Annotated in this window: 23 protein-coding genes; 8 read left to right on the forward strand and 15 right to left on the reverse strand. The window is 61.2% G+C overall.

What is annotated here, in order from left to right; all coding sequences use genetic code 11:
* Positions 1 to 17 precede the first annotated feature (17 nt).
* The 4 genes from ahcY to ACGJAX_RS04260 all read left to right on the forward strand — a co-directional run bounded on the left by ahcY (position 18) and on the right by ACGJAX_RS04260 (position 5,528).
* Positions 18 to 1,427, forward strand: coding sequence for an adenosylhomocysteinase (ahcY, locus tag ACGJAX_RS04245; protein WP_090325980.1), 1,410 nt, complete (start codon positions 18 to 20; stop codon positions 1,425 to 1,427).
* A 161-nt stretch (positions 1,428 to 1,588) separates the two neighbouring features.
* Positions 1,589 to 2,434, forward strand: a complete 846-nt coding sequence (metF, locus tag ACGJAX_RS04250; protein ID WP_090327591.1) for a methylenetetrahydrofolate reductase [NAD(P)H] — start codon at positions 1,589 to 1,591, stop codon at positions 2,432 to 2,434.
* A 193-nt stretch (positions 2,435 to 2,627) separates the two neighbouring features.
* Complete coding sequence (locus ACGJAX_RS04255) at positions 2,628 to 3,443, forward strand: ABC transporter substrate-binding protein (protein WP_390957516.1); 816 nt, start codon at positions 2,628 to 2,630, stop codon at positions 3,441 to 3,443.
* Positions 3,444 to 3,665: 222 nt separating this feature from the next.
* The gene (locus ACGJAX_RS04260) at positions 3,666 to 5,528 is read left to right on the forward strand and encodes a DEAD/DEAH box helicase (protein WP_090325988.1); all 1,863 of its coding nucleotides are present in this window, start codon (positions 3,666 to 3,668) and stop codon (positions 5,526 to 5,528) included.
* Positions 5,529 to 5,761: 233 nt separating this feature from the next.
* Here the strand turns inward: ACGJAX_RS04260 and ACGJAX_RS04265 are convergent, their stop codons facing one another.
* On the reverse strand, positions 5,762 to 6,355 hold the full coding sequence (locus ACGJAX_RS04265; RefSeq protein ID WP_090325991.1) for a YceI family protein: 594 nt from the start codon (positions 6,353 to 6,355) through the stop codon (positions 5,762 to 5,764).
* A 32-nt stretch (positions 6,356 to 6,387) separates the two neighbouring features.
* On the reverse strand, positions 6,388 to 6,939 hold the full coding sequence (locus ACGJAX_RS04270) for a cytochrome b/b6 domain-containing protein (RefSeq protein WP_390957519.1): 552 nt from the start codon (positions 6,937 to 6,939) through the stop codon (positions 6,388 to 6,390).
* Positions 6,940 to 7,841: 902 nt separating this feature from the next.
* Here ACGJAX_RS04270 and ACGJAX_RS04275 point away from each other — a divergent pair.
* Together ACGJAX_RS04275 and ACGJAX_RS04280 are read left to right on the forward strand one after the other, a co-directional pair.
* Positions 7,842 to 9,248, forward strand: coding sequence for an adenosylmethionine--8-amino-7-oxononanoate transaminase (locus ACGJAX_RS04275; RefSeq protein WP_247254468.1), 1,407 nt, complete (start codon positions 7,842 to 7,844; stop codon positions 9,246 to 9,248).
* A 185-nt stretch (positions 9,249 to 9,433) separates the two neighbouring features.
* Positions 9,434 to 10,153: a 16S rRNA (uracil(1498)-N(3))-methyltransferase gene (locus tag ACGJAX_RS04280; protein WP_390957521.1), complete on the forward strand. Its 720-nt coding sequence runs from the start codon at positions 9,434 to 9,436 to the stop codon at positions 10,151 to 10,153.
* 102 nt (positions 10,154 to 10,255) lie between these two features.
* Here ACGJAX_RS04280 and ACGJAX_RS04285 read toward each other — a convergent pair whose 3' ends face one another.
* Genes ACGJAX_RS04285 through ACGJAX_RS04295 form a run of 3 tightly spaced genes read right to left on the reverse strand, consistent with a single transcriptional unit; the run spans position 10,256 to position 12,813 of the window.
* A complete protein-coding gene (locus ACGJAX_RS04285) occupies positions 10,256 to 11,158 on the reverse strand; it encodes a transporter substrate-binding domain-containing protein (protein ID WP_390957523.1) in 903 nt (300 codons plus the stop codon).
* A gap of 32 nt (positions 11,159 to 11,190) precedes the next feature.
* On the reverse strand, positions 11,191 to 11,544 hold the full coding sequence (locus ACGJAX_RS04290; protein ID WP_090326008.1) for a RidA family protein: 354 nt from the start codon (positions 11,542 to 11,544) through the stop codon (positions 11,191 to 11,193).
* A gap of 27 nt (positions 11,545 to 11,571) precedes the next feature.
* Positions 11,572 to 12,813: a D-amino acid dehydrogenase gene (locus tag ACGJAX_RS04295; RefSeq protein WP_390957525.1), complete on the reverse strand. Its 1,242-nt coding sequence runs from the start codon at positions 12,811 to 12,813 to the stop codon at positions 11,572 to 11,574.
* 109 nt (positions 12,814 to 12,922) lie between these two features.
* Here ACGJAX_RS04295 and ACGJAX_RS04300 point away from each other — a divergent pair, with 109 nt between their 5' ends.
* The gene (locus ACGJAX_RS04300; protein WP_090326014.1) at positions 12,923 to 13,846 is read left to right on the forward strand and encodes a LysR family transcriptional regulator; all 924 of its coding nucleotides are present in this window, start codon (positions 12,923 to 12,925) and stop codon (positions 13,844 to 13,846) included.
* A 6-nt stretch (positions 13,847 to 13,852) separates the two neighbouring features.
* Here the strand turns inward: ACGJAX_RS04300 and ACGJAX_RS04305 are convergent, their stop codons facing one another.
* A complete protein-coding gene (locus tag ACGJAX_RS04305) occupies positions 13,853 to 14,470 on the reverse strand; it encodes a hemolysin III family protein (protein ID WP_247254464.1) in 618 nt (205 codons plus the stop codon).
* Positions 14,471 to 14,689: 219 nt separating this feature from the next.
* Between ACGJAX_RS04305 and ACGJAX_RS04310 the strand changes: the two genes are divergently transcribed.
* Positions 14,690 to 15,604, forward strand: coding sequence for a LysR substrate-binding domain-containing protein (locus tag ACGJAX_RS04310; protein ID WP_390957528.1), 915 nt, complete (start codon positions 14,690 to 14,692; stop codon positions 15,602 to 15,604).
* Between the two features lie 42 nt (positions 15,605 to 15,646).
* Here the strand turns inward: ACGJAX_RS04310 and madM are convergent, their stop codons facing one another.
* From madM to mdcA, 9 genes are read right to left on the reverse strand one after another with little or no spacing between them, the layout of a single operon-like run.
* On the reverse strand, positions 15,647 to 16,411 hold the full coding sequence (madM, locus tag ACGJAX_RS04315; RefSeq protein WP_247254463.1) for a malonate transporter subunit MadM: 765 nt from the start codon (positions 16,409 to 16,411) through the stop codon (positions 15,647 to 15,649).
* A gap of 1 nt (position 16,412) precedes the next feature.
* Entirely contained in the window at positions 16,413 to 16,829 is a 417-nt protein-coding gene (madL, locus tag ACGJAX_RS04320) for a malonate transporter subunit MadL (RefSeq protein ID WP_090326027.1), read from the reverse strand.
* 58 nt (positions 16,830 to 16,887) lie between these two features.
* Positions 16,888 to 17,799, reverse strand: a complete 912-nt coding sequence (gene mdcH / locus ACGJAX_RS04325) for a malonate decarboxylase subunit epsilon (RefSeq protein ID WP_390957530.1) — start codon at positions 17,797 to 17,799, stop codon at positions 16,888 to 16,890.
* Positions 17,796 to 18,416 (reverse strand): malonate decarboxylase holo-ACP synthase, encoded by a 621-nt coding sequence (locus tag ACGJAX_RS04330; protein ID WP_390957532.1) that lies wholly within the window; start codon positions 18,414 to 18,416, stop codon positions 17,796 to 17,798. The genes mdcH and ACGJAX_RS04330 overlap by 4 nt, the downstream gene beginning before the upstream one ends.
* Positions 18,410 to 19,213 (reverse strand): biotin-independent malonate decarboxylase subunit gamma, encoded by an 804-nt coding sequence (gene mdcE, locus ACGJAX_RS04335; protein ID WP_390957534.1) that lies wholly within the window; start codon positions 19,211 to 19,213, stop codon positions 18,410 to 18,412. The genes ACGJAX_RS04330 and mdcE overlap by 7 nt, the downstream gene beginning before the upstream one ends.
* Positions 19,210 to 20,061: a biotin-independent malonate decarboxylase subunit beta gene (locus ACGJAX_RS04340; RefSeq protein WP_390957536.1), complete on the reverse strand. Its 852-nt coding sequence runs from the start codon at positions 20,059 to 20,061 to the stop codon at positions 19,210 to 19,212. Before ACGJAX_RS04340 ends, mdcE begins: the two co-directional genes overlap by 4 nt.
* On the reverse strand, positions 20,054 to 20,353 hold the full coding sequence (locus tag ACGJAX_RS04345) for a malonate decarboxylase subunit delta (RefSeq protein ID WP_247254458.1): 300 nt from the start codon (positions 20,351 to 20,353) through the stop codon (positions 20,054 to 20,056). The genes ACGJAX_RS04340 and ACGJAX_RS04345 overlap by 8 nt, the downstream gene beginning before the upstream one ends.
* Positions 20,353 to 21,228, reverse strand: coding sequence for a triphosphoribosyl-dephospho-CoA synthase (locus ACGJAX_RS04350; protein WP_390957538.1), 876 nt, complete (start codon positions 21,226 to 21,228; stop codon positions 20,353 to 20,355). Before ACGJAX_RS04350 ends, ACGJAX_RS04345 begins: the two co-directional genes overlap by 1 nt.
* Positions 21,228 to 22,898 carry a malonate decarboxylase subunit alpha gene (gene mdcA, locus ACGJAX_RS04355; RefSeq protein ID WP_390957540.1) on the reverse strand — a complete coding sequence of 557 codons (1,671 nt, stop codon included), beginning with the start codon at positions 22,896 to 22,898 and terminating at the stop codon, positions 21,228 to 21,230. Before mdcA ends, ACGJAX_RS04350 begins: the two co-directional genes overlap by 1 nt.
* Positions 22,899 to 23,023: the final 125 nt, after the last annotated feature.

The following is a 23,023-nucleotide window of genomic DNA, read 5'->3' on the forward strand; positions in this document are numbered from 1 at the left end:
ACGAATGGAGGCTCTTCATGAGCGCTGTTATCACGCCTGCAGATTTTACCGATTACAAAGTGGCCGACATGTCCCTGGCTGCCTGGGGCCGTCGCGAGACCATCATCGCCGAATCCGAAATGCCAGCCCTGATGGGCCTGCGCCGCAAGTACTCCGAAGAGCAACCGCTCAAGGGCGCGAAGATCCTCGGCTGCATCCACATGACCATTCAGACTGCCGTGCTGATCGAAACCCTGGTTGCCCTGGGTGCCGAAGTACGCTGGTCGTCCTGCAACATTTTCTCGACTCAAGACCAGGCGGCTGCGTCCATCGCCGCTGCCGGCATTCCGGTTTTCGCCTGGAAAGGCGAAACCGAAGAAGAGTACGAGTGGTGCCTGGAGCAAACCATCCTCAAGGATGGCAAGCCATGGGACGCCAACATGATCCTCGACGACGGCGGCGACCTGACCGAGCTGCTGCACAAGAAGTACCCGCAGGTGCTGGATCGCGTCCACGGCGTGACCGAAGAAACCACCACCGGCGTACACCGCCTGCTGGACATGCTGGCCAAGGGCGAGCTGAAAATCCCGGCCATCAACGTCAACGACTCGGTCACCAAGAGCAAGAACGACAACAAGTACGGCTGCCGTCACAGCCTGAACGATGCAATCAAGCGCGGTACCGACCACCTGCTGTCCGGCAAGCAAGCGCTGGTCATCGGTTACGGTGACGTGGGCAAGGGCTCGGCTCAGTCCCTGCGTCAGGAAGGCATGATCGTCAAAGTGTCCGAAGTCGACCCGATCTGCGCCATGCAAGCCTGCATGGACGGTTTCGAAGTGGTTTCGCCGTTCATCGACGGGATCAACAACGGTACCGAAGCCAGCATCGACAAGGCACTGCTGGGCAAGATCGACCTGATCGTGACCACCACCGGCAACGTCAATGTTTGCGACTCGAACATGCTCAAAGCCCTGAAGAAGCGCGCTGTTGTCTGCAACATCGGCCACTTCGACAACGAAATCGACACCGCTTTCATGCGCAAGAACTGGGCATGGGAAGAAGTGAAGCCACAGGTTCACAAGATCCACCGTACCGGTCCTGGCGCATTCGATGCCCAGAACGACGACTACCTGATCCTGCTGGCCGAAGGCCGCCTGGTTAACCTGGGCAACGCCACTGGCCACCCAAGCCGCATCATGGACGGTTCGTTCGCCAACCAGGTTCTGGCCCAGATCTTCCTGTTCGGTCAAAAGTACGCCGACCTGTCGCCAGCCCAGAAAGCCGAGCGCCTGACCGTTGAAGTACTGCCGAAGAAACTCGACGAAGAAGTGGCCCTGGAAATGGTCCGTGGCTTCGGCGGCGTAGTGACCCAACTGACCAAGACCCAGGCCGACTACATCGGCGTGACCGTCGAAGGTCCGTTCAAGCCGCACGCTTACCGCTACTGATAAGCCGGCTCCTCCCCTGTGGGAATGAGCCTGCTCGCGATGGACGTTAACGATAACGCGTACTGCCTGGCTGAACGCGCTGCCCTCACGTTTTTCGCGAGCCGGCTCGCTCCTGAAAGGAGCGGCCTGCGTCCGCTTTACGCGTTTCCAAGGATATGACCATGTCCCAAGATCGTCGCTACAGCTTCGAGTTCTTCCCGACGAAGACCGATGCCGGGCAAGAAAAGCTGCTCGCCACTGCCCGCCAGTTGGCAACCTATAACCCCGATTTCTTCTCCTGCACCTACGGCGCTGGCGGTTCGACCCGTGATCGCACCCTCAACACCGTGTTGCAGCTCGAAAGCGAAGTCAAAGTACCTGCCGCGCCGCACCTGTCTTGCGTGGGCGACAGCAAGGATGACTTGCGCGGCCTGCTGAGCCAGTACAAGGCTGCCGGCATCAAACGTATCGTTGCCCTGCGCGGTGACCTGCCTTCGGGCATGGGCATGGCCAGCGGCGAATTGCGCCACGCCAATGACCTGGTTGAATTCATTCGTGAAGAGACCGGTGATCATTTCCACATCGAAGTGGCCGCTTACCCGGAGATGCACCCGCAAGCGCGCAATTTCGAAGACGATATCGCCAACTTCGTCCGCAAGGCCAAAGCCGGCGCCGACAGCGCGATCACCCAGTACTTCTTCAACGCCGACAGCTACTTCTATTTCGTCGAGCGTGTACGGGCACTGGGCGTGAACATCCCGGTCGTGCCGGGGATCATGCCGATCACCAACTACAGCAAGCTGGCGCGCTTCTCCGATGCCTGCGGTGCGGAAATCCCGCGCTGGATCCGCAAGCAACTGGAAGCCTACGGCGACGACACCCAGAGCATTCAACGCTTTGGCGAACACGTCATCACCGAGATGTGCGAGCGCCTGCTGCAAGGTGGTGCGCCAGGGCTGCACTTCTACACACTGAACCAGGCCGAAGCGAGCCTGGCGGTGTGGAACAACCTGAAGCTGCCGCGCTAAAAGCTATCGAAGCAAGATCAAAAGATCGCCGCCTGCGAAAGCGCCTGCATTGGAAACCGACGTTTCTGTAGGCGCCTTCTCGGGCGGCGATTTTTTGCTTCAACAACAGGTTTATTGTGACGCAACACACGGAGATAGAGCTTCTGGATCCCGTTTCTGGCTCTTTGCCGTTTCTCGTCGTAATCTCAAGCCCATGCCTTTGATCACGCAGCTAATCGCCGTGCTTGTCTTCACTTGCCTGAGCTTCGCGGCCCGGGGCGAGAAACTGCGCATTGTCACGGAACCCTGGGCTCCTTACGTCTATGAGGAGAACGGCAAATCCCTGGGGCTGGACTACGAAACCACGGCGATTGTCTTCAAGCGACTGGGCATCGAAGTCGAGTGGCAATTCCTGCCATGGAAACGCTGCCTGTCGATGCTTGAAACAGGCCAGGCCGATGGCGCGCTGGACATTTTCCACAGCGACGAACGCGACGCGATGCTGCTCTACCCCGGCGAACCGCTCTCGGAAGTACAGTTCGTGATGTTCTACGCCAATGAGCGGCCGCATCCGTTCCACAGCCTCGATGAACTGCGCGGCCTGACCATCGGCACCTCGCCGGGCTACCTGTACAGCCAGGACTTCAGGGACTCGACACTGTTCACCCGTGAGCCCGCACCGAGCCATGAAGCCAACTTCGGCAAACTGTTGCGGGGGCGCATTGACCTGCTGATCACCGATCGCCGGGTCGGCCAGCATCTACTCGACCAGTTGAACATCCGCGACAAAATCACCGAAAACCCGACCATCATCAGCCAGCAGAGCCAGTTTCTGGCGGTGCGCCGCAACGCCGGCATGGATTTGCTGGTGCAGCGCTTCGGTGCCGAGCTCAAGCGCTTCAAGCGCGAACCGGCCTACGCAGAGCTAAGCGCCCGATACGGTGCCGACCCGACAACCACCGCACCGGCGGAACACGCCACTGCCACCACCGCAAAAACCGTTGAGCAGCAGGAAAGCAGCGCGCAGTGATTGCTCTGTTATACTCCGGCCTTCCCGCCAGGCTCACGCCCGGACGCTCGGAATCGTTCAAGGCATCTCGACCCGCTACAGCGCAGCTTTGCAGCCCGCGCGAGCGCTTCAGACGAGCTTTCGAAACCCAGCAGGACCGGACGGGATTGCGTTCCTCTTAAACGCCATTCGCGCCAGGCAAGACTCCCATTGGGCCAAGCCCTAACTAAAACAGGATTACTCATGTCCTTTGCTTCCCTCGGTCTCTCCGAGGCTTTAGTCCGCGCCATCGAGGCAGCGGGCTATACCGAGCCTACTCCGGTGCAACAGCGGGCCATTCCCGCCGTGTTGCAAGGTCGCGACCTGATGGTCGCGGCACAGACAGGTACTGGTAAAACCGGCGGTTTCGCCCTTCCGATCCTGGAGCGGTTGTTCCCGAACGGTCATCCGGACAAATCCCAGCGTCATGGCCCGCGCCAACCACGCGTCCTGGTCCTGACCCCTACCCGCGAACTCGCGGCGCAAGTGCACGAAAGCTTCAAGGTCTATGCCCGTGACCTGAAGTTCGTCAGCGCCTGCATCTTCGGCGGCGTTGGCATGAACCCGCAGGTTCAGGCCATGTCCCGCGGTGTAGACGTGCTGGTGGCCTGCCCTGGCCGCCTGCTCGACCTCGCCGGCCAAGGTAGCGTCGACCTGTCCCACGTGGAAATCCTCGTGCTGGACGAAGCCGACCGCATGCTCGACATGGGCTTCGTCCATGACGTGAAAAAGGTCCTGGCCCGCCTGCCGGCCAAACGGCAGAACCTGCTGTTCTCCGCGACCTTCTCCAAAGACATCACCGACCTCGCCGGCAAATTGCTGCACAACCCGGAACGCATCGAAGTCACGCCGCCGAACACCACGGTCGAGCGCATCGAGCAACGCGTGTTCCGCCTGCCGGCCAACCACAAGCGTTCCCTGCTGGCGCACCTGATTACCGCCGGTGCCTGGGAACAAGTGCTGGTGTTCACCCGTACCAAGCACGGCGCCAACCGCCTGGCCGAGTACCTGGACAAGCACGGCCTGAGCGCTGTCGCGATCCACGGCAACAAGAGCCAGAACGCCCGCACCAAAGCCCTGGCCGACTTCAAGGCCGGTGACGTACGCATCCTGGTCGCCACCGACATCGCCGCTCGCGGCCTGGACATCGACCAGTTGCCACACGTGGTCAACTTCGAACTGCCGAACGTCGATGAAGACTACGTGCACCGCATCGGCCGGACTGGCCGTGCCGGTCGTTCGGGCGAGGCGATCTCGCTGGTGGCTCCGGACGAAGAGAAGCTGCTCAAAAGCATCGAACGCATGACCAAGCAGAAAATCGCCGACGGTGACCTGATGGGCTTCGATTCGAGCGCCGTGGAAGCCGAGAAGCCTGAAGTTCGCGAGCGTCCGGATGTGCGTAACCCGCGCAATCCACGTGGCCCGCGCGGCGATGGCCCGAACGGCAGCGGTGGCGGTCGCAAAGACAAGGGCAAGGACAAAGGCAAGGAAAAACCTGCCGCGTCCGGTCGCGGCGAGCGCCCGGCCCGTGAGCAAAAGCCGCGCGAAGGCACGCCGGCCCGTGAACAGCAACGCCCGGCTCCTCGCCCGGCCGCTGATCGTGCCCCGGACGAGTTCCTCGACGACGATATCGATAACTTCGGTAACCGCGTCGACTACGTGCCACAGCAAAAACCGGCCCAGGGCCGTGGCCGCCGTCCTGGTGCTCCGGCACATGGCGCGACGGCAGGTTCCGGCGCACCACGTGGCGGCAAGCCACAAGGTCGCCAGAACGGTCCGCGCAACAGCGATGGCGCCAGCACCGGCACACCGCCAGCCAAACGCAGCGGCCCGCGCAATGGTGCGCCGCGTGACGGCCAGGCCCGTCGCGAAGACTCGCGCAACCGCCGTCCGGCCCGCGACGACCAGCCTCGTTCGGAACCGGCCGTGCAGAACCCGCGTGGCCCGGCGCCGAAGATCATGCACAAGGAGTCGAAGGCTGATCGCTTCCCGACACCCGAGCAGCTGGATCAACTGCCAACCCGCCCTCGCGGTGAAAAACCGGCCTTGCTGACCCGCAATCGCTGAGTTTTTCAAAGCCATAAAAATGCCCCGAGCCGAAAGGTCCGGGGCATTTTTTATGAGCGATACAAATACCTGTGGGAGCGAGCCTGCTCGCGATGAGGCCCTCACATTCAGAACTGTGTTGACTGAATGGCCGCCATCGCGAGCACGCTCGCTCCCACAATGGATATGTGTTCGCCAATAAAAAACGCCCGTGCTCGGGAAAGCAGCGGGCGTTTTTTGTCAGGAGCGAAAAATTACTTCGCTTTGACGCCTTCAAACGTGATGTACAGATCGACGGCGTCAGACTGTGGACCCAGATCCATCATCTTGCCGAAATCAGAACGCTTGATGCTGGTAGTGCCTTCGAAGCCCGCACGGTAGCCGCCCCATGGATCCTTGCCTTCACCCAGGAAAGTGGCCTTGACCACCACTGGCTTGGTCACGCCGTGGATGGTCAGATCACCGGTCACGTCGGCAGTGTCTTTGCCTGCGGCGTTTTTACCGGTGGATTTGACGCTGGTGGACACGAAGGTGGCCGTAGCGAATTTATCCACTTCCAGGAAGTCTTTGCTGGAGATGTGCTTGTCACGCTCAGCGTTGTTGGTGAAAACGCTCGCGGGGTGCACGTTGAACTCAATCTTGCTGTCTTCAGGCTTGGCCGCGTCGAAACTGAACTTGCCGTCGATGTCCTTGAAGGTACCGGTGATGTAGCTGTAGCCCAGGTGGCTGATCTTGAAGTTGACGAAGGCGTGCTGGCCTTGTTTATCGACAACATAGTCAGCTGCCATGACATTGGCAGACAGCAGGGCGGAACCGATTGCCAGAGCGGCGAGAGTCTTTTTCAACATGCTTGGTTTTCCTTGGGAGTCGAGGTTGAACTTCAGGCTTTGCGACCCAGCATTCGCTTGAGGGTCACATCGCGGTCGATAAAGTGGTGCTTCAAAGCTGCCAATGCATGGAGGCCGGAAAAAATGACCAGCGCCCACGCCAGGTAGAGATGAATCGCACCGGCGTTATCTGCCTGGTCCGGTAGTCCGGAAACCAGTGCAGGCACTTCAAACCAGTCAAACACCGGAATCCCGACACCTTCTGCGGTGGAAATCAGGTAACCGGCAATCATCACGGCAAACAGACAGATATACAGAAAGGCATGGCCCAACTTGGCGCCCAGACGCGTCATGGGGCTGTAGCTGCTCAACGTCGGCGGTGGTGGGCTGATGAAACGCCACAACACGCGTAACACCATGAACGCCAGCAGTATCAGCCCGACGCTCTTGTGGATGTCCGGCCCGGCTTTGCGCCAGGGATCGTAGTAACCCAGACCCACCATCCACAGCCCCAGGGCGAACAAACCGAAAACCGCCAGCGCTACCCCCCAGTGCAGGAAGATGCTGACCCAGCCATAGCGAGAAGTGGTGTTACGTAGCTGCATTGCCTAGATCCCTGTAAGTGCTGGCCCAAGACTATCGAGTTATCTATCGAAAAAAAGCGGAAAATTTTGCTTTGAAATATCGAGAAATACGATCAAGAGTCTGAAATAGCTGAGTTAAGGAAAGATTAAAGGGCAAATTGTCAGAAAAAGTGAATACAAATCTGAGAACACCTGTACTGAAAGATTTATTCGATTTCTGCTCGCGGTTTTTTTTCAGGCAAAAAATGGGGGCCCTGAGGCCTGGCGCGAACCCATTTTCCGGGCGGCATCGCGTTCTGGCGGGAGCAAAGGCACTTTTCGTTGGTGCCTTGGCCGGAGCATGCAATTCAGGAGGGGATTTGGTGGGTTACGAAGGCGAGCAGTCAGGCTTTCCTGGGCTCACCATGGTTGGTTTCTCTAATTATGGTAGACCGGGCGTATCTGTAAGCATTCAGGATCGTACGGATTCATCTCACATTTAAAGTCCAGTTCATGACCATGTCCTTTAGGAAAAAAATGGCCATCTACACAGCCAGAAAGTGCGATCAATCCAATTATTAGTGCGAGTGCTTTCATACGACCTCCAGGTTTTGAAGATCCTGGGTTTCAAGAGCAGCCGCTCTCTATCATTTCATTCTGATTCGGTTGTGGGATGTATCTGATACATCGCTGAGGCGTGCAGGACTGCGCAGGCGAAGCCGGAATTACTCATGTCTTATGGCAAAAAAATAGCGGTCTTTGCGAGCCAGTCGGCTCAAGAACCGCGAAGGACACGTCAGCTGCCAGACGCCTGCCAGCAGCGTCTGAACGCCCGATACAAAGTAGCCCAATCGACACAATGGGTTGTCCCCACGCGATGCATTGCATAGGCTTGCGCGATTGTATGTCCGCGCTTGTCACGGACCGCCTCCAGGAGAGTGAAAATGGGCCTGAATAAACAGTGGATGGAACGCGATCTCGCAGTGTTGTGGCATCCCTGCACCCAGATGAAAGATCACGAACAACTGCCTCTGATCCCGATCAAGCGCGGCGAAGGTGTCTGGCTGGAAGACTTCGAAGGCAAGCGCTACCTCGATGCCGTCAGCTCCTGGTGGGTCAATGTGTTCGGCCATGCCAACCCGCGCATCAACCAGCGCATCAAGGATCAGGTCGATCAACTCGAACACGTGATCCTCGCCGGTTTCAGCCATCAGCCCGTGATCGAATTGTCCGAGCGCCTGGTGAAGATGACGCCGGAAGGCCTGACACGGTGTTTCTACGCCGATAACGGGTCCTCCTGCATCGAAGTGGCGCTGAAGATGAGCTTTCACTACTGGCTCAACCGCGGTCAGCCGAACAAGAAGCGCTTCGTGACCCTGACCAACAGCTACCACGGCGAAACCATGGCCGCGATGTCGGTGGGCGACGTGCCGCTGTTCACCGAAACCTACAAAGCCCTGCTGCTCGACACCATCAAGGTACCAAGCCCGGATTGCTACCTGCGCCCCGAAGGCATGAGTTGGGAAGAACACTCGCGCACCATGTTCGCCGCCATGGAGCAGACCCTGGCCGAGAATCACGACACGGTCGCGGCAGTGATTGTCGAGCCGCTGATCCAGGGTGCCGGCGGCATGCGCATGTACCACCCGGTGTACCTCAAGCTGCTGCGCGAAGCCTGCGACCGCTATGGCGTGCACCTGATCCATGACGAAATCGCCGTCGGTTTCGGCCGCACCGGCACCATGTTCGCCTGTGAACAGGCCGGCATCCGCCCGGACTTCCTCTGTCTGTCCAAGGCCCTGACCGGCGGCTACCTGCCGCTGGCCGCCTGCCTGACCACCGAAGAGGTGTACGGCGCGTTCTACGACGACTACCCGACCCTGCGCGCCTTCCTGCACTCGCACAGCTACACCGGCAACCCGCTGGCCTGTGCGGCGGCGCTGGCAACGCTGGATATCTTCGAAGAAGACAACGTCATCGAGAACAACAAGGTCCTGGCCCGGCGCATGGCCTCCTCCACGGCGCACCTGGTGGATCACCCGAACGTCAGTGAAGTGCGCCAGACCGGCATGGTCCTGGCCATCGAGATGGTCAAGGACAAGGCCAGCAAAGAGGCCTATCCATGGCAGGAACGCCGTGGCCTGAAGGTGTTCCAGCATGCGCTGGAGCGCGGTGCGCTACTTCGACCATTGGGCAGCGTGGTGTATTTCCTGCCGCCGTACGTGGTCACGCCGGAGCAGATCGACTTTCTGGCCGAAGTGGCCAGCGAAGGCATCGACATCGCGACTCGCGACAGCGTCAGTGTTTCAGTGCCGAAGGACTTCCATCCGGGGTTCCGTGATCCGGGCTGACCGTCACTGCACGACCCTGTGGCGAGGGAGCTTGCTCCCGTTGGGCTGTGAAGCGGCCCCAAAACCTGCAACCCCGTTTTTCCAGTTGTATGGCATCCACTGGATTTACGACGGCGGCGCAGTCGGGCGGGAGCAAGCTCCCTCCCCACAATAGCGACTCCGATCGAATTTAGTAGAGAACTCAAATGAGACTGTCCCGCTTCTTTATCGACGCCCCCCTGAGTACCGGCGAGCACGAATTGCCCGAAGCCCAGGCCCATTACATCAGCCGCGTATTGCGCATGGCTGAAGGCGATCTGCTGCAACTGTTCGATGGCTCGGGCCAGGAATTCCGCGCCACTCTGGTGGAGGTCGGCAAGAAACGTGTCGTGGTGCAGATCGACGAGCAGTTCGCCGGCCAGATCGATTCGCCACTGCAGATCCATCTGGGCCAGGGCCTGTCCCGTGGCGAGCGCATGGACTGGGCGATCCAGAAAGCCACTGAACTGGGTGTCAGCGAAATCACCCCGATCTTCAGCGAACGCTGCGAAGTCCGGCTCAAGGACGAACGCGCCGACAAACGCCTGCTGCACTGGCGTCAGGTCGCCATCAGCGCATGCGAGCAATGCGGGCGCTCACGGGTACCGGTGATCCATCCGCCGGTGCTGCTGGCCGATTGGTTGAAGCAGACTCAGGCTGAATTGAAACTGGTGCTGCACCCGGTGGCCGAACCATGGGTCAGCCATGCCAAGCCTGCGACGCTGGCGTTTCTGATCGGCCCGGAAGGCGGGTTGTCGGATACGGAAGTGGATCAGGCCAAGGGGGCCGGTTTTCATGCGGCCCGGCTTGGGCCTCGGGTATTGCGTACAGAGACGGCGCCGGTGGTTGCCTTGGCGGTGGCCCAGCAGTTGTGGGGCGATTTCTAGGGCCTCAGCGCAAGCAGGCTCCCACACTTGAAATGCGTTCCACTGTGGGAGCGGGCCTGCTCGCGATGGCCGCGACACGGTCTACGAAAACAGCACAGGTAACTATTGCACCGGATCACTCACCGGCTTGGCAATGATCGCCTTGAGTTCGCTGGTCATCGGAAACTCAAGGTTCAAACCCTTCGGCGGAATCGGCTGTTCGAACCAGCGCTGATAGATGCCGTTGATTTCCCCCGAACTGTACAGATCCCCCAGCACGCCGTTGACCAGCGACAGGAACTGCGGGTCGTCCTTGCGCACCATACAGCTGTAGATCTCCCGCGATTGCTCCTCTCCCACCACCACCCACTTGTGTGGGTCATGAGCCTTGGCGCGCTCGCCGTAGAGAAGCGCATCGTCCATGTAGAAAGCGGCGGCACGACCCGATTGCAACATCTGAAAGGCTTCACCGTGGTCCTTGGCGCTGATGACGAACATGTCGATCTTGTGGTCGACGTTATAGCTCTTCAGGAAGCGCTCGTTGGTAGTACCGGCAGTCGTTACCACGTTCTTGCCACGCAAGTCGGCGAAGCTCTTGATGCCGCTGTCCCTGGCAGTCAGCAATTGGCCTTTTACATAGATGAAGCCATAGGAAAACGCCACTTGCTTCTGCCGCTCGGCGGTCACGCCCGTGGAGCCGCACTCCAGGTCCACGGTACCGTTCTGCACCAGAGGAATGCGTGTTTGCGACGTCACCAGGTTGTACTTGACCTTCAGGTCCGGCAACACCAATTGTTGCTTGATGCGCTCGACAATCTTGCTCGCCAGATCCACTGAATAGCCCATCGGCTTGCCGGTTTGATCACCCACGTAAGAGAACGGCACCGACGCATCGCGATAGCCCAGGGTAATGCTCCTGGCATCGGCGATCTTGCTCAGGGTGCCGGTCAGCGGGGCCTCGTTGGCCTGGACCTGACTCGCGAGCAACAGTCCGAGGGTGCAGCCGAGCAACGTGATTTTTTGCATTGTTATTCTCCGTTGTGGGTATTGGGTGACGGTCATTTCAAACGAGCGGCGATGACGGTGATTTCCACCAGCACCTGCGGCCGCGCCAGCTCGGCCTGCACGGTCGTGCGGCTCGGGGCCTGCCCCGGCGATAGCCAGGTCGACCAGACCTCATTCATGGCGGCAAAATCGTCGGTGATGTTTTTCAAGTAAATGGTCGCACTGAGCATTTGATCCTTGTGGCTGCCGGCTTCGGCCAGCAATGCATCAATCCTGGCCAGCACTTCGCGGGTCTGACCGCCCACGTCCGCGGCCTCACCCGGCACTTGGCCGGAGAGAAATACCAGATCGCCAAACGACACGGCGCCAGACAACCTCGAGTTGCTGTGGAGTCGGGTAATGGTCATTGCAGTGTCCTCTTCGCAAATAAATGATCAGGCAGCCCGGTGGTTGAAACCGTGCATATCAATAGAGGGCCGGCGCTGGCCGATCAGCTCACTGAGCAACTGCCCACTGCCACAAGCCAGGGTGAACCCCAACGCGCCATGACCGATGTTGAGCCACAGGTTGCGATAGGCGGTGGCGCCCAGCAACGGCACGCCGCTTGGCGTGGCCGGGCGCATCCCGGCCCATTCGATGGCCGCGTCATAGGCCCCGGCATTGGGGAAGGTGTCACGGGCCTGACGCTTGATCAGCGCCAGTCGCTTGGGGTCTATAGCAGGATCAAAGCCAACGATGTCGACCATCGCGGCCACCCGCAACCGGTCGCTGATCCGTGCATATACGATCTTGCGGTCATAGTCGGTGACGCTCACATCCGGGGCCTGGTGTTCGGGGCCAATGGGCACCGTCAGGCTGTAGCCCTTGAGCGGGTACAACGGCAATTGCAGACCGGGCAATGCCAACAGCGGACTGCGGTGGCCGGCGGCGATCACCAATTGATCGACCGGCAACACTTGCTCACCCAGATCGATGGCGCTGACGCTGCCATTGGCGTGGCGAATGCCGGTCACCGCTTGCCCCAGGCGTAGCTCGCAACGCCCGGATGCTTGCAACCGTGTAGCCAATAGCCGGCAGAAAGCATGACAATCGCCCACTTCTTCGTCGGGCGTATAAATCGCACCGACAAATGGGGCATTGGCCAGGGCCGGCTCAAGTTCAGCGCACTCGGCCGCCGACAGCACCTGTTGCTGTTGAGGGTCGGCCAGCTGCCGGCATGCATGCTCGAAGCTGGCTCGCTCCCGGAAGGTCACCAGTTTGCCGTTGCGCCGCCATTGGAAGCCTGCGAGCCCATCGTCTTCGCGCCATGCCTCCAATGTGCCCTGACTGAACAGCGCCAGCCGCAGCAAGTGCGCGGCGTTCTCGCGGTTGACCGAACGGCGGCAAGCGCCGAGGAAGGACACCATCCAGCGCCACTGCGCAGCGTCGAACCGCGGGCGTAGCTTCAAGGGTGAATCGCCGCGCAGCATCCAGCCGATGGCTTGCAACGGCACACCGGCGTCAGCCAAAGGTGCGACGTAGCGATAGGAGAGTTGCCCACCATTGGCGAAACTGGTTTCGCTGCCCAACGCGTCCCGCGCCTCGATGACGGTCACTTCGAAGCCGTCGCGCACCAGCGCATAAGCCGTTGCCAGGCCAATCACGCCGCCGCCGATAATGCACACACGCTGAGCCATGTCCGTCCTTAAAACCGTTGTGATGACGAAGCCGAGGTTAGGGCCAGGTGACAGGCGGCGAACAATGAATAAAGATGCTCAACCCATAAACAAAGGTTATGGACTCGCCATGCGCCTTCGTCACATCGAGATTTTCCAGGCCATCCGCCAAACCGGATCGATCAGCGCCGCCGCGCAATTGCTGCATGTCTCGCAACCGGCGGTGACCAAGGTGCTGCAACACGCCGAGCAGCAGTTGGGGTTCCCGTTGTTCTTGCGCGTTCGCGGCAAGTTGCAAGCGACGCCCGAAGCGCTGGAGCTGGAGCGCGAGGTCGACAAGGTCAGCGAAAGCCTGCAAGGCGTGCGGCGCCTGGCTCAGAGCCTGCGTCGCGAACCGGGCCACAGCCTGCGGATCGGTGCCACTCCGGCGCTGGCCCTGTCGTTGTTGCCGCCGGCCATTCACGAGTGGACCGCACGCTATCCGGACATCGCCTGCGAACTGTCCAGCGCCCATAGCCGTGAGCTGGTGCAGAACCTGCTGATGCGTGAAGTGGATGTCGCCCTGACACTTCAAAGACCGGATCATCCGGGGCTCAAGGCCCACGCCTTGGCGGGCGGTGTATTGGTGGTGCTGGCACCGGCGGGTTACTGGCCATCGGCGCAGGCCGGCATGCCATTGTCATTGATGGCCCTGGCCGATGCGCCGCTGATTGGCTTGTCCAGCGCCGACCCGCTGGCCGCCCGGCTCGACAGCTACCTCGAAGCGGTCGAACCGCCGCCTCGGGTGCGCATCGCGGTGCAGACCTATTCGCTGGCCCGGGCGATGGTGGAGTCCGGTGCCGGGCTGGCGGTGATCGATCCATTCACGGCCCTGGGCGCTTCCCCCGCCACAACGACTATCCGCCCTCTCGCGCCACCGCTGCCCATCACCCTGTATGCGGTGACCCGTGCCACGGAACCGCCGCCCCACACATTGAGCGACCTGTTGCAAGTGTTCAGTCGACAGGCCCAGGCACAACTCGACCGCATTGCGGGTCTTGCACCGGATCTGTAGGAGCGATCACAGGACATAAAAGAAAATCGCCACGAAGTGCAGCAGACTCCCGGCGATCACAAACAGATGCCAGACCCCATGGGCATGCCGCAGGCGATGGTCGAGGGCAAAAAAGATAATGCCCACGGTGTAAAACACCCCGCCCGAGGCCAGCCACGCAAACCCAGCGCCACCCAGCGCCGCCAGCAATGGCTTGACCGCCACCAGCACGATCCAGCCCATCACCGCGTATATCACGATCGACAGAATCCGCGCTTCAGAACGCGGCTTGATCTCCTGCAAGATGCCGATCAGTGCCAACCCCCAGACAATCCCGAACAACGTCCAGCCCCAGGGCCCGCGCAAGGTCACCAGGCAAAACGGCGTATAACTGCCGGCGATCAGCAGGTAGATCGAAAAGTGATCAACCTTCTGCATGATCACTTTCTTGCGTCCGCGCACGCTGTGGTACACGGTCGACGCGCTGTACAGCACCAGCAAGGTGAAGGCGTAGATCGCCATGCTGACGATCTTCCACGGGCTGCCATCCAGGCTGGCGAGGACGATCAGCCAAATACCACCAACAAACGCCGCCACCGCCCCGATCAGATGCGTCCAGGCATTGAGTCTTTCCCCGTGATACATCGGTAATCCACCTCGAAAATCATTAACCCAACGTACAAGGCTTAGGCCTGAAGCTTAAAAGCGCAATGTTTCAGAACACAATGGCCGGCTTTCTGCTGTCGAGCCTCAAGTTTTACGTTGATCTTCATGGCGCCATCGCTGGCAAGCCAGCGCCCACAAAGGTCTGCGTAACCCAATGCAATTAGGCACAATCGGGGCATTCCAAAAAGAGTCCGCGCCATGCTGATTGACGAAGAGTTGACCCTGAAAAAACTCGAGGTGTTCCTGGCCTTCATGCGCACCGGTAACCTGGCGCGGGCCGCGGCCGAGTTGCAGACCAGCAACGTCAGCGTGCACCGGGCGATCCATTCCCTGGAAAGTGCCTTGCGCTGCCCGCTGTTCAAACACGAGGGCCGCAACCTGACGCCGCTGGAAAGCGCCTACGTGCTGGAGGAACGGGCACAGAAGCTGATCCAGGACGTGCTCGAGAGCGTGCGCCTGACTCGCGAGGCCGCCGGATTTTCCGCTGAACGCTTCAAACTGGGCTCGCTGTATTCGCTGACCGTGAAGACCGTGCCGCAGTTGATCATGGGCCTGAAAATCCGCCGCAGTGAACTCAATATCGACCTGATCCTTGGCTCGAATTTCGACCTGCTCTACAAACTCAAGAACATGGAAGTGGATGCGATCCTGGTGTCCCTGGACGACAGCATCAACGACCCGGACTGCGAGCAGATTCCGTTGTTTTCCGACGACATCTTCCTCGCCACGCCGGCCGATTCGAAGTTCACCCAACGCAGCGAAGTCGACCTCGCCGAAGTGCGCGACGAAACCTTCATCACCCTCACCCAGGGCTTCGCCACCCACCAGGACGGCAAGCGGGTATTCGAGCAGGCGGGGTTCGAGCCGAAGGTGGCGATGCAGGTCAACGACATCTTCACCTTGCTGAGCATGGTCAGTTCGGGGGTGGGTTATGCCTTGCTGCCGGGCAGGATTGCGGCGGTGTATGAGAACCGGGTGAAACTGATCCCGTTGCAGGAAAAATACCGGTTGCAGCAGCACATCGGGGTGGTGTTTCTCAAGGCCAAGGAGCGTGACCCGAATCTGTTGGCGTTGCTGGCGGAGTGTCGGATGTATGCCAATCGGCAGGCCTGAAACGGGTGGCGAGGGAGCGTGCTCCCTCGCCACAAAAAGCAATCAGCCCACAATCCCCCGAACGATAAAGAACAACAACGAAGGCCCCAGCAAGCAGCCCAGCCCGGTATGGAAGGTCGCCGTCAACGCACCATAAGGCACCAGACGCCGATCCGTCGCCGCCAGCCCCGCTGTCACACCGCTGACCGTCCCGGCCAGGCCACCAAACACCATGGCCGAACGCGGGTTATCCAGGCCCATCCAGCGCGCCGCCATCGGCGTGCCGACCATCACCAGAATCGCCTTGATCAGCCCGGTGGCAATCGACAGCGCCACCACATCGGAACTCGCGCCAATCGCCGCCCCGGTCACCGGCCCGACGATGTAGGTCACCGCGCCAGCGCCAATGGTGGTCATGCTCACCGCATCGCGATAACCGAAGGCCCAGGCGATGCACACACCGACAATGAACGGCAGCACCGTGCCCAGCAACAAGGCAATCGCCCCGATCAAACCGGCCTTCTTCGCTTCGGTCGCCTGCACTTCGAACGCCGTGGCGACGATGGCAAAGTCACGCAGCATCGCGCCGCCCATCAAACCAATGCCGGAGAACAGCGTCAGGTCCGCCAGGCCTTTCTGCCCGCCCGTCAGCGTACCGCCGACCCAGGCCAGGACCAGGCCGATGACGATGGCAATCGCCGAGCCGTGAATACGTCCGAAAGTCAGGCGTTTGGACACCACCACCGACACCCACATGATCACGCCAACGAATGCGAACGCCGTGACCAGACCGTTGTGTTCCAGACCTTTCTCGATGAGATCCCACATATCAGCGACCTCCTGCCGATGCGCCAACCGACGTTATTTCCGCCGGCTCGTCGGGCAAGGGTTCGCCCTTGTGGGTCCGGCTGATCAGCGCAATGGTGCAGCCGCAGACCACCACCGAACCGATGGCCGCCAGCACCGCCACCGGGCCGCCGTGCAGCGCCGTGACCACGTTCTGTTGCGCGGCCATCGCCACCACCACCGGAATGTACATCGCGCCCCAGAAGCCGACGCCCATCTCGCAGTCCTTGGTCATGCCGCCACGCTTGTGCATCCACAACCGCGCGCAGATCAGCAGGATCATTGCGATCCCGACTCCGCCGACATTGGATTGCACACCCAGCAACACGCCCAGCATGTCACCCATGATCACCCCTGCCAGCGTACAGATCGCCAACAGCGCCACACCGTAAATAATCATTGTTGTCGTCCTCAAAATGCATCGTCGAATATTGTTTTTGTTGTTCGAAGCCTGAGATCTAGGGTTGGCGGCTTCCCTCCTCACGCAACAGCGCCTGCAGGGTATCGAGCCGTGCACCGTCGAAAGCCATCACGGTGCCCTGCTCGAACACCCGGCGCGCCAGCCCGGTCAGCACCGCACCGGGCGACAGTTCAATCTGTAGACGTACGCCACGTTCATAAGCGCTTTGTACCGTGCCGCGCCAATCCACCACGCGGCACATGTTGAAAGCGAGGTCGTCGCGCAACGCTTCGATGTGGGTCACCCTCCGCGCGCGGCTGCCGCTGAGATAACCCAGGACAGGCGTTTTCAGTGGCACCGTGGCGAAGGCTTCGGCCAGGACCTTCGCCGGCGCATCCAGCAGCGGACAGTGCGAAGGCACGCTCACCGCCAGACGCTTGGCCAGTCCGGCGCCATGGACTTTCGCCAACTCGGCGACCGCTTTCATCGCACCATCGCTGCCGGCGATCACCACCTGGTTATCGGCGTTGATGTTGGCCAGGTAAACCGGCGAGTCATTGCCGTGAACCCGAGCCAGCAAACCTTCTACCGTAGTCAGATCCAGACCGATTATCGCGGTCATGCCGTAGCCCTGTGGATAAGCCTGCTGCATCAACTCACCGCGCAGGCTGACCAGATGCAACGCATCGCTGAAACTCAGCGCACCGGCCACCACCGCTGCCGGGTAGGCGCCGATGGACAATCCGGCGACACAATCCGCAGCCACTGACAGCTGTCGTGACGCCGCCACGCCCGCGATCAACAGGCACAACTGAACGGCCCGCGTCGACTGCAGGGCTTCGGCAGAATCGAGCCGCAAGACATCCTCACCGAGCACGTCGCTCGCCTCGTTCAGGGTTTCCCGAGGCAAGCGCTGGAGCATGCCCGGCTGCTGCGCGCCCTGGCCGGGGAACACCAACAAGCTGCTCACGCTGCCTGCTCCTGCGGGTTCCATGGATCGAGCACCAGACAGGCCTGACTGGCCTTCTTGAGCAGAACGCGATTCGAAGAACCGGCCCATTCACGCAAGGCGACGGCGCCATATGGCGTCTGCAATTGCATGTCCACCGCGCACATGGCGCTGTCGAGCGTCGCCAGCAACGCTTGAGCGCGGGTGCGACTCAGCGGCTGCGGCGTACGCAGAATCAGGTCGAGATCACTGCCCTCGTGCAGGGCTGTAAAACCGCTGGCCAGCTCAAACCCGGCACTGCCACTGACACCCCAGACCCAACCGCCGCCATTGAGCATGGGCCGCAATTGATGCAGGGCTTGAAGTGCCGGCAACGCACGGTCGATGTCGACATGACAGAGTGCTTCCGGCGTAACCCGACGGGTGATCGACCTGATCGCCATCGACGCCGCGTAACGCTGCTCACGCAGACGGCCACGCACACCGACCGCAACCTGCCCTACCGCTGACAAAGCGCGCCGTACCACCACCGGTTGCCCTGCAAGGACAGACTCGATCACCCACGCCGGAGCATCCGCGGGCAACTGCTCCAGGGTCATCCCCCAGAGCAGGTCGTGGGCCAGCAGCGTGTTCACCACTGTGCCCTCAGCAATTGGCGAACCTGGCTTGAGGCCGCACGATTGGCGGCACCGAGGCGGCCGCTCAGGTCGCGACCTTTGGCGGCGACATCGCCGATCGCCAAAGTCAGGCACTCAGTCACCCGCGCCAGATCGTTCGCCGTCGGTTGTTCGATCTGCTCCACCGACAAGGTTTCCCAGAGCAAGCCGAGGCTGGCATAGCTGTCGATGTCATAGGCCATCGGCGGCACGCTGGCGGCCAGGGCTTCCAGTTCTTCGACACTGCGCAGCGTCACCCGCGCCGCCGAAGCCTTGCCCATGGCATGCACCATCACCCCAGGATCACGCAGGGCAATCAGCCGGTTGGCTTGATAGCCGTGGGCGAGAAACGCCCCGGACATGGCCTTGCCCACCAACAAGCCGATCACGGCGTGGCCGGCCAGTCGGGCACGGGCATAACTGTCGGCGGCGCCGGCCAGGGCCTGATGAATACCGAGCGCTTCTTCACGCCGGCCATAAGCCTGACTCGGTACGTCGACGATGGCGATCAAGGCACGTTTTTGCGCTTTGTCCTGATCGGCCGTGATGACTTCATCCACCGCTTTGGCCAGGCCCCAACCTTCGAGCAAGCCGACCTCGCCATGTCGGGCACGAACAAAACGGTTATCCGGATCGGCCACCACCGCGATAAACCGAACGGCTTGTTCACCGATAAATCCATCCGCCACCTTCAGCGAGGCCGGCAAACCTTCGACCGGTTTGGCACCAGCACTCAAGGCGTTGAACCAGTTCAAGCCCCTCAGGGAATACGAGCTCATGAGCGCTCTCCTTGATACAGATCGCGAACCACTGAAGGTTCGATTTGCGGTTCGGCGTCCAGACGCGCCAGCCGTTGCAGGAACAGTTCGGCCTGAGCGCTGCGTTGCTGCGCGGGCAAACCTTGCTTGAGCAATGCGCTGACCTGCTGGCGGATCTGGGCCACGTCGTCCTCCGCGAAGCGGTCCACCAGGCCGGTGGCGAAACGTTGTTCGCCGCCGGTCAGGCTCCAGATGAACGGACGATCCCGCGAGTCGTACTCCTCAAGCCCGGCCTCCTGTTCGATCACCTGCGGGCCGTTCAGGCCGAGGCGCGCTTCCTGGGTCACCAGCAAGTAGCTGCACAAGCCCGCGGCAATCGACATGCCGCCGAAGCAGCCCACGCTGCCGGCCACCACGCCAATCACGGGTTGGTATTGGCGCAGGTCGACAATCGCGGCATGAACATCGGCAATCGCCGCCAGGCCGAGGTTGGCTTCCTGCAGACGCACGCCACCCGTTTCCAACAGCAGCACGGCACGGGTCGGAATGCCCTTGCGGTTGTCTTCGGCCGCCAGCTCCAGCGCACCGGCCAGTTTCGCCCCGCCGACTTCACCGAGGCTGCCGCCCTGGAACGCCCCTTCGATAGCCCCGATCACCACCGGCAAACCGTCGATGCTGCCCTTGGCAATGATCACGCCGTCATCGGCCTGTGGCACTACGCCCTGACGCGACAACCAGGGCGACATGACCCGTTGAAACGGGTCGAGCAATTCACGAAAGGTACCGACATCAAGCAAGGCTTTCGCCCGTTGGCGGGCGCCGAGTTCGACGAAGCTGTGCTTGTGCAGCAGTTCAGCACTGTCAGTCATGGCCGATCTCCTCGAAGCCCTGCTCCAGGCGCAAACGCACCACGCCGGGGGTGGCGCCGAAATCGTGAATATTGATGTCCATCGCCGGCGGGGTCTGCCCGTCGAACATCCGTGCAAACAGGTGCTGCCAGCGTTGCTCGCTGCCATTGACCGAGGTCTGCACGTTGATCGTCAGCTTGCCGGCCTGACCCGGCTCGATCAGCACTTCCAGATCGCCCGAGCCGACACAGCCCACCAGTGTGCGCCCGCGTGGCGGCTGCCCGGCGGGGAATTCAAAGGATAAGGTTTCCATCAAAAAGCTCCCTGATTAATGCCGTCGCGGGATTCGATGCGGTCGATGAACAGGCAGGCTGCGAGCAGATCGGCAGCACCACCGGGCGAGGCATTCAGCGCGATTAATTGTTGGTCCAGCTCGTGCAAGCGACGGCGACCGCCGAGGCTGGCGCTGCCACCGGCGTCGAGTACCGCCTGGGCGCCTCGCTGCATGGTGTGCAGGCCATGCTCGCCGGCGCGGTAGAGCACGCAGGTGTCGGCCAGCCGGGTCATGATCGCCAGCAGTGCATCGAGCCGGGCGTTCTGTTCGCCATGGCCGGCGGCGCGGCTGCGCTTGAGTTGTGGCAGGGCGCGCTGGGTGACGGCCGGGAAGCCCAACTGCGCTTCTTCCCGGGCACCGCGAGCGCCATAGCGCTGGGCGACCTGGGCACCATGGCTCAGAGGCCGTGGCGCATGGCGGTCGTCGAGCAAAGCCAGGCGTGCGGCGCGCAAAGCGATGGAACCTGCGCCAGAGGATTCAGGCTCCAGCGCGGCAGCCGCGACCAACAAGCCCAACGCCCAGATGGCCCCGCGATGGGTGTTCACGCCGTGGGTGGTGGCGAGCATCGCTTGCTCGCCTTCTCGGCCGATCAGCCCGATGGCTTCACGCAGGGGCAAACCGATCTCGCCGATTTCGATGGCGGCTTCAGCCATTTCCTTGAACGCTGGCCACAAGGCCAGTGCCGAGGCGTGCATCAGCCCCAGGTGCAAATCGGTATGGGCACCGCTGCCGCGTCGGTCGACCAGCGCCGGCTTCGGCGACAGGTCCGCTTCGTCGATCAGTGCGTCCACCGCCAGGTCCGCCAGCCGGTCGGCCAGGCTCAGGGGTTTCGCTTGCAGGTTGAATGCGTGCATTACCAGCTCCTGAATTTGGCGGGCGGGTTGTAGAGACCACCGGACCACTCGACCAGGTCGGCCACGCTTTTGGCGGCGAGCAATTCGCGGGTGGCGTCGGTGCGGCGGATGCCCAGGTCTTCGGGCAAGGCGATCAGCCCTTCGCGGCGCATGCGCGCCGTGTCTTTGGGGTTATGACGCAGGCCGATGGCGGTCACCCCGGCGACGGCGGCGATCATCGCCCGGCGCTCTTCCAGCGAGCGCGCCTTGTAGAGGTAGGCGATGCCTTCTTCGGTCAGCAGGTGGGTGACGTCGTCGCCGTAGATCATGATCGGCGCCAATGGCATGCCGCTTTTCTTCGCCACGTCGATCGCATCGAGGGTTTCGACGAAGGTCGGTTTGCCGCCCTCCTGGAACGTCTCGACCATCTGCACCACGAGTTTCTTGCCGCGTTCGAGCATGGGTTCAGGCGCGTCGCTGTGGCGCATGTCGAGCCAGGCCGGCGTACCGTGGCGCCGGCCACGCGGATCGTGGCCCATGTTCGGTGCCCCACCGAAACCGGCCAGGCGTCCACGGGTCACGGTTGAAGAATGGCCATCGCCATCGACTTGCAGGGTGGCACCGATAAACAGGTCCACCGCGTATTGCCCGGCGAGTTGGCTGAACATGCGGTTGGAACGCATGGATCCGTCACGCCCGGTGAAGAACACGTCAGGCCGGGCGGCGATGTAGTTTTCCATGCCCAGTTCGGTGCCGAAGCAATGCACGCTTTCGACCCAACCGCTTTCAATCGCCGGGATCAACGTCGGGTGCGGATTGAGTGTCCAGTTGCGGCAGATCTTGCCCTTCAATCCGAGGGATTCGCCGTAGGTCGGCAGAATCAGCTCAATGGCGGCGGTGTTGAAACCGATGCCGTGATTGAGCGACTGAACATTGTGTTTTTCGTAGATGCCGCGGATCGCCATCATCGCCATGAGCACGTGCACAGGCTTGATGTGCCGGGGGTCGCGGGTGAACAGCGGTTCGATATAGAACGGTTTGTCGGCCACCACCACGAAATCGACCCAGGACGCGGGAATGTCGACGCGGGGCAATTCGCTGACATCGTCCACCAACTGATTGACCTGGACGATGACAATGCCGTCGCTGAACGCGGCCGGCTCGATCAAGGCCGGGGTGTCTTCGGTACTTGCCCCGGTGTAGATGTTGCCGGCGCGGTCGGCCATGAAACCGGCCGAGAGCACGACGTTGGGAATCAGGTCCACCACCAGCCGCGCATAGAGCTCGATGTAAGTGTGGATCGCGCCGATTTCCAGCAGGCCGTCTTCGAGCAACTGGCTGATGCGCAAGCTTTGCGCGCCGGCGAAGGCAAAGTCGAGCTTGCTGGCAATGCCGCGTTCGAACAGGTCCAGGTGCTCGGCGCGTCCGACGCTGGGCATGATCATGTGCAAGTCATGCAGCTTGCCCGGATCGGCCTTGACCAAGGAGCGGGAGAGAAAATCCGCCTGCTTCTGGTTGTTGCCCTCCAGCACCACACGGTCGCCAGGCAGAATCAACGCCTCCAGCGCCGCCACGATCTTGTCGGTGGGCAACACCACACCGTCGGCAAGGCCCCGCACCAGCTCGAGACGCCGCAGCTTTTCGCTGCGCCGCCGCGTCCATCGCGAGTCGGGGGATATTGTTGTTGTCATGACCACTCCACGGGTTCGCTGTCGTGGGGTCACCTTAGGAGCGTTGGGTGGGGGGCATCAATCAAGCAGGGTGATGGATTGTTACGGTCAGGTTAATGGTGCAGAAGAGTTTCGTTGCCATGGCT

Source organism: Pseudomonas moorei (assembly GCF_042846945.1).
Lineage (GTDB): Bacteria > Pseudomonadota > Gammaproteobacteria > Pseudomonadales > Pseudomonadaceae > Aquipseudomonas > Aquipseudomonas moorei.

Coding starts and splice junctions, on each gene's coding strand:
- ahcY (WP_090325980.1), top strand. CDS start 18: ATGAGCGCTGTTATCACGCCTGCAGATTTTACCGATTACAAAGTGGCC.
- metF (WP_090327591.1), top strand. CDS start 1,589: ATGTCCCAAGATCGTCGCTACAGCTTCGAGTTCTTCCCGACGAAGACC.
- ACGJAX_RS04255 (WP_390957516.1), top strand. CDS start 2,628: ATGCCTTTGATCACGCAGCTAATCGCCGTGCTTGTCTTCACTTGCCTG.
- ACGJAX_RS04260 (WP_090325988.1), top strand. CDS start 3,666: ATGTCCTTTGCTTCCCTCGGTCTCTCCGAGGCTTTAGTCCGCGCCATC.
- ACGJAX_RS04265 (WP_090325991.1), bottom strand. CDS start 6,355: ATGTTGAAAAAGACTCTCGCCGCTCTGGCAATCGGTTCCGCCCTGCTG.
- ACGJAX_RS04270 (WP_390957519.1), bottom strand. CDS start 6,939: ATGCAGCTACGTAACACCACTTCTCGCTATGGCTGGGTCAGCATCTTC.
- ACGJAX_RS04275 (WP_247254468.1), top strand. CDS start 7,842: ATGGGCCTGAATAAACAGTGGATGGAACGCGATCTCGCAGTGTTGTGG.
- ACGJAX_RS04280 (WP_390957521.1), top strand. CDS start 9,434: ATGAGACTGTCCCGCTTCTTTATCGACGCCCCCCTGAGTACCGGCGAG.
- ACGJAX_RS04285 (WP_390957523.1), bottom strand. CDS start 11,158: ATGCAAAAAATCACGTTGCTCGGCTGCACCCTCGGACTGTTGCTCGCG.
- ACGJAX_RS04290 (WP_090326008.1), bottom strand. CDS start 11,544: ATGACCATTACCCGACTCCACAGCAACTCGAGGTTGTCTGGCGCCGTG.
- ACGJAX_RS04295 (WP_390957525.1), bottom strand. CDS start 12,813: ATGGCTCAGCGTGTGTGCATTATCGGCGGCGGCGTGATTGGCCTGGCA.
- ACGJAX_RS04300 (WP_090326014.1), top strand. CDS start 12,923: ATGCGCCTTCGTCACATCGAGATTTTCCAGGCCATCCGCCAAACCGGA.
- ACGJAX_RS04305 (WP_247254464.1), bottom strand. CDS start 14,470: ATGTATCACGGGGAAAGACTCAATGCCTGGACGCATCTGATCGGGGCG.
- ACGJAX_RS04310 (WP_390957528.1), top strand. CDS start 14,690: ATGCTGATTGACGAAGAGTTGACCCTGAAAAAACTCGAGGTGTTCCTG.
- madM (WP_247254463.1), bottom strand. CDS start 16,411: ATGTGGGATCTCATCGAGAAAGGTCTGGAACACAACGGTCTGGTCACG.
- madL (WP_090326027.1), bottom strand. CDS start 16,829: ATGATTATTTACGGTGTGGCGCTGTTGGCGATCTGTACGCTGGCAGGG.
- mdcE (WP_390957534.1), bottom strand. CDS start 19,213: ATGAGCTCGTATTCCCTGAGGGGCTTGAACTGGTTCAACGCCTTGAGT.
- ACGJAX_RS04340 (WP_390957536.1), bottom strand. CDS start 20,061: ATGACTGACAGTGCTGAACTGCTGCACAAGCACAGCTTCGTCGAACTC.
- ACGJAX_RS04345 (WP_247254458.1), bottom strand. CDS start 20,353: ATGGAAACCTTATCCTTTGAATTCCCCGCCGGGCAGCCGCCACGCGGG.
- ACGJAX_RS04350 (WP_390957538.1), bottom strand. CDS start 21,228: ATGCACGCATTCAACCTGCAAGCGAAACCCCTGAGCCTGGCCGACCGG.
- mdcA (WP_390957540.1), bottom strand. CDS start 22,898: ATGACAACAACAATATCCCCCGACTCGCGATGGACGCGGCGGCGCAGC.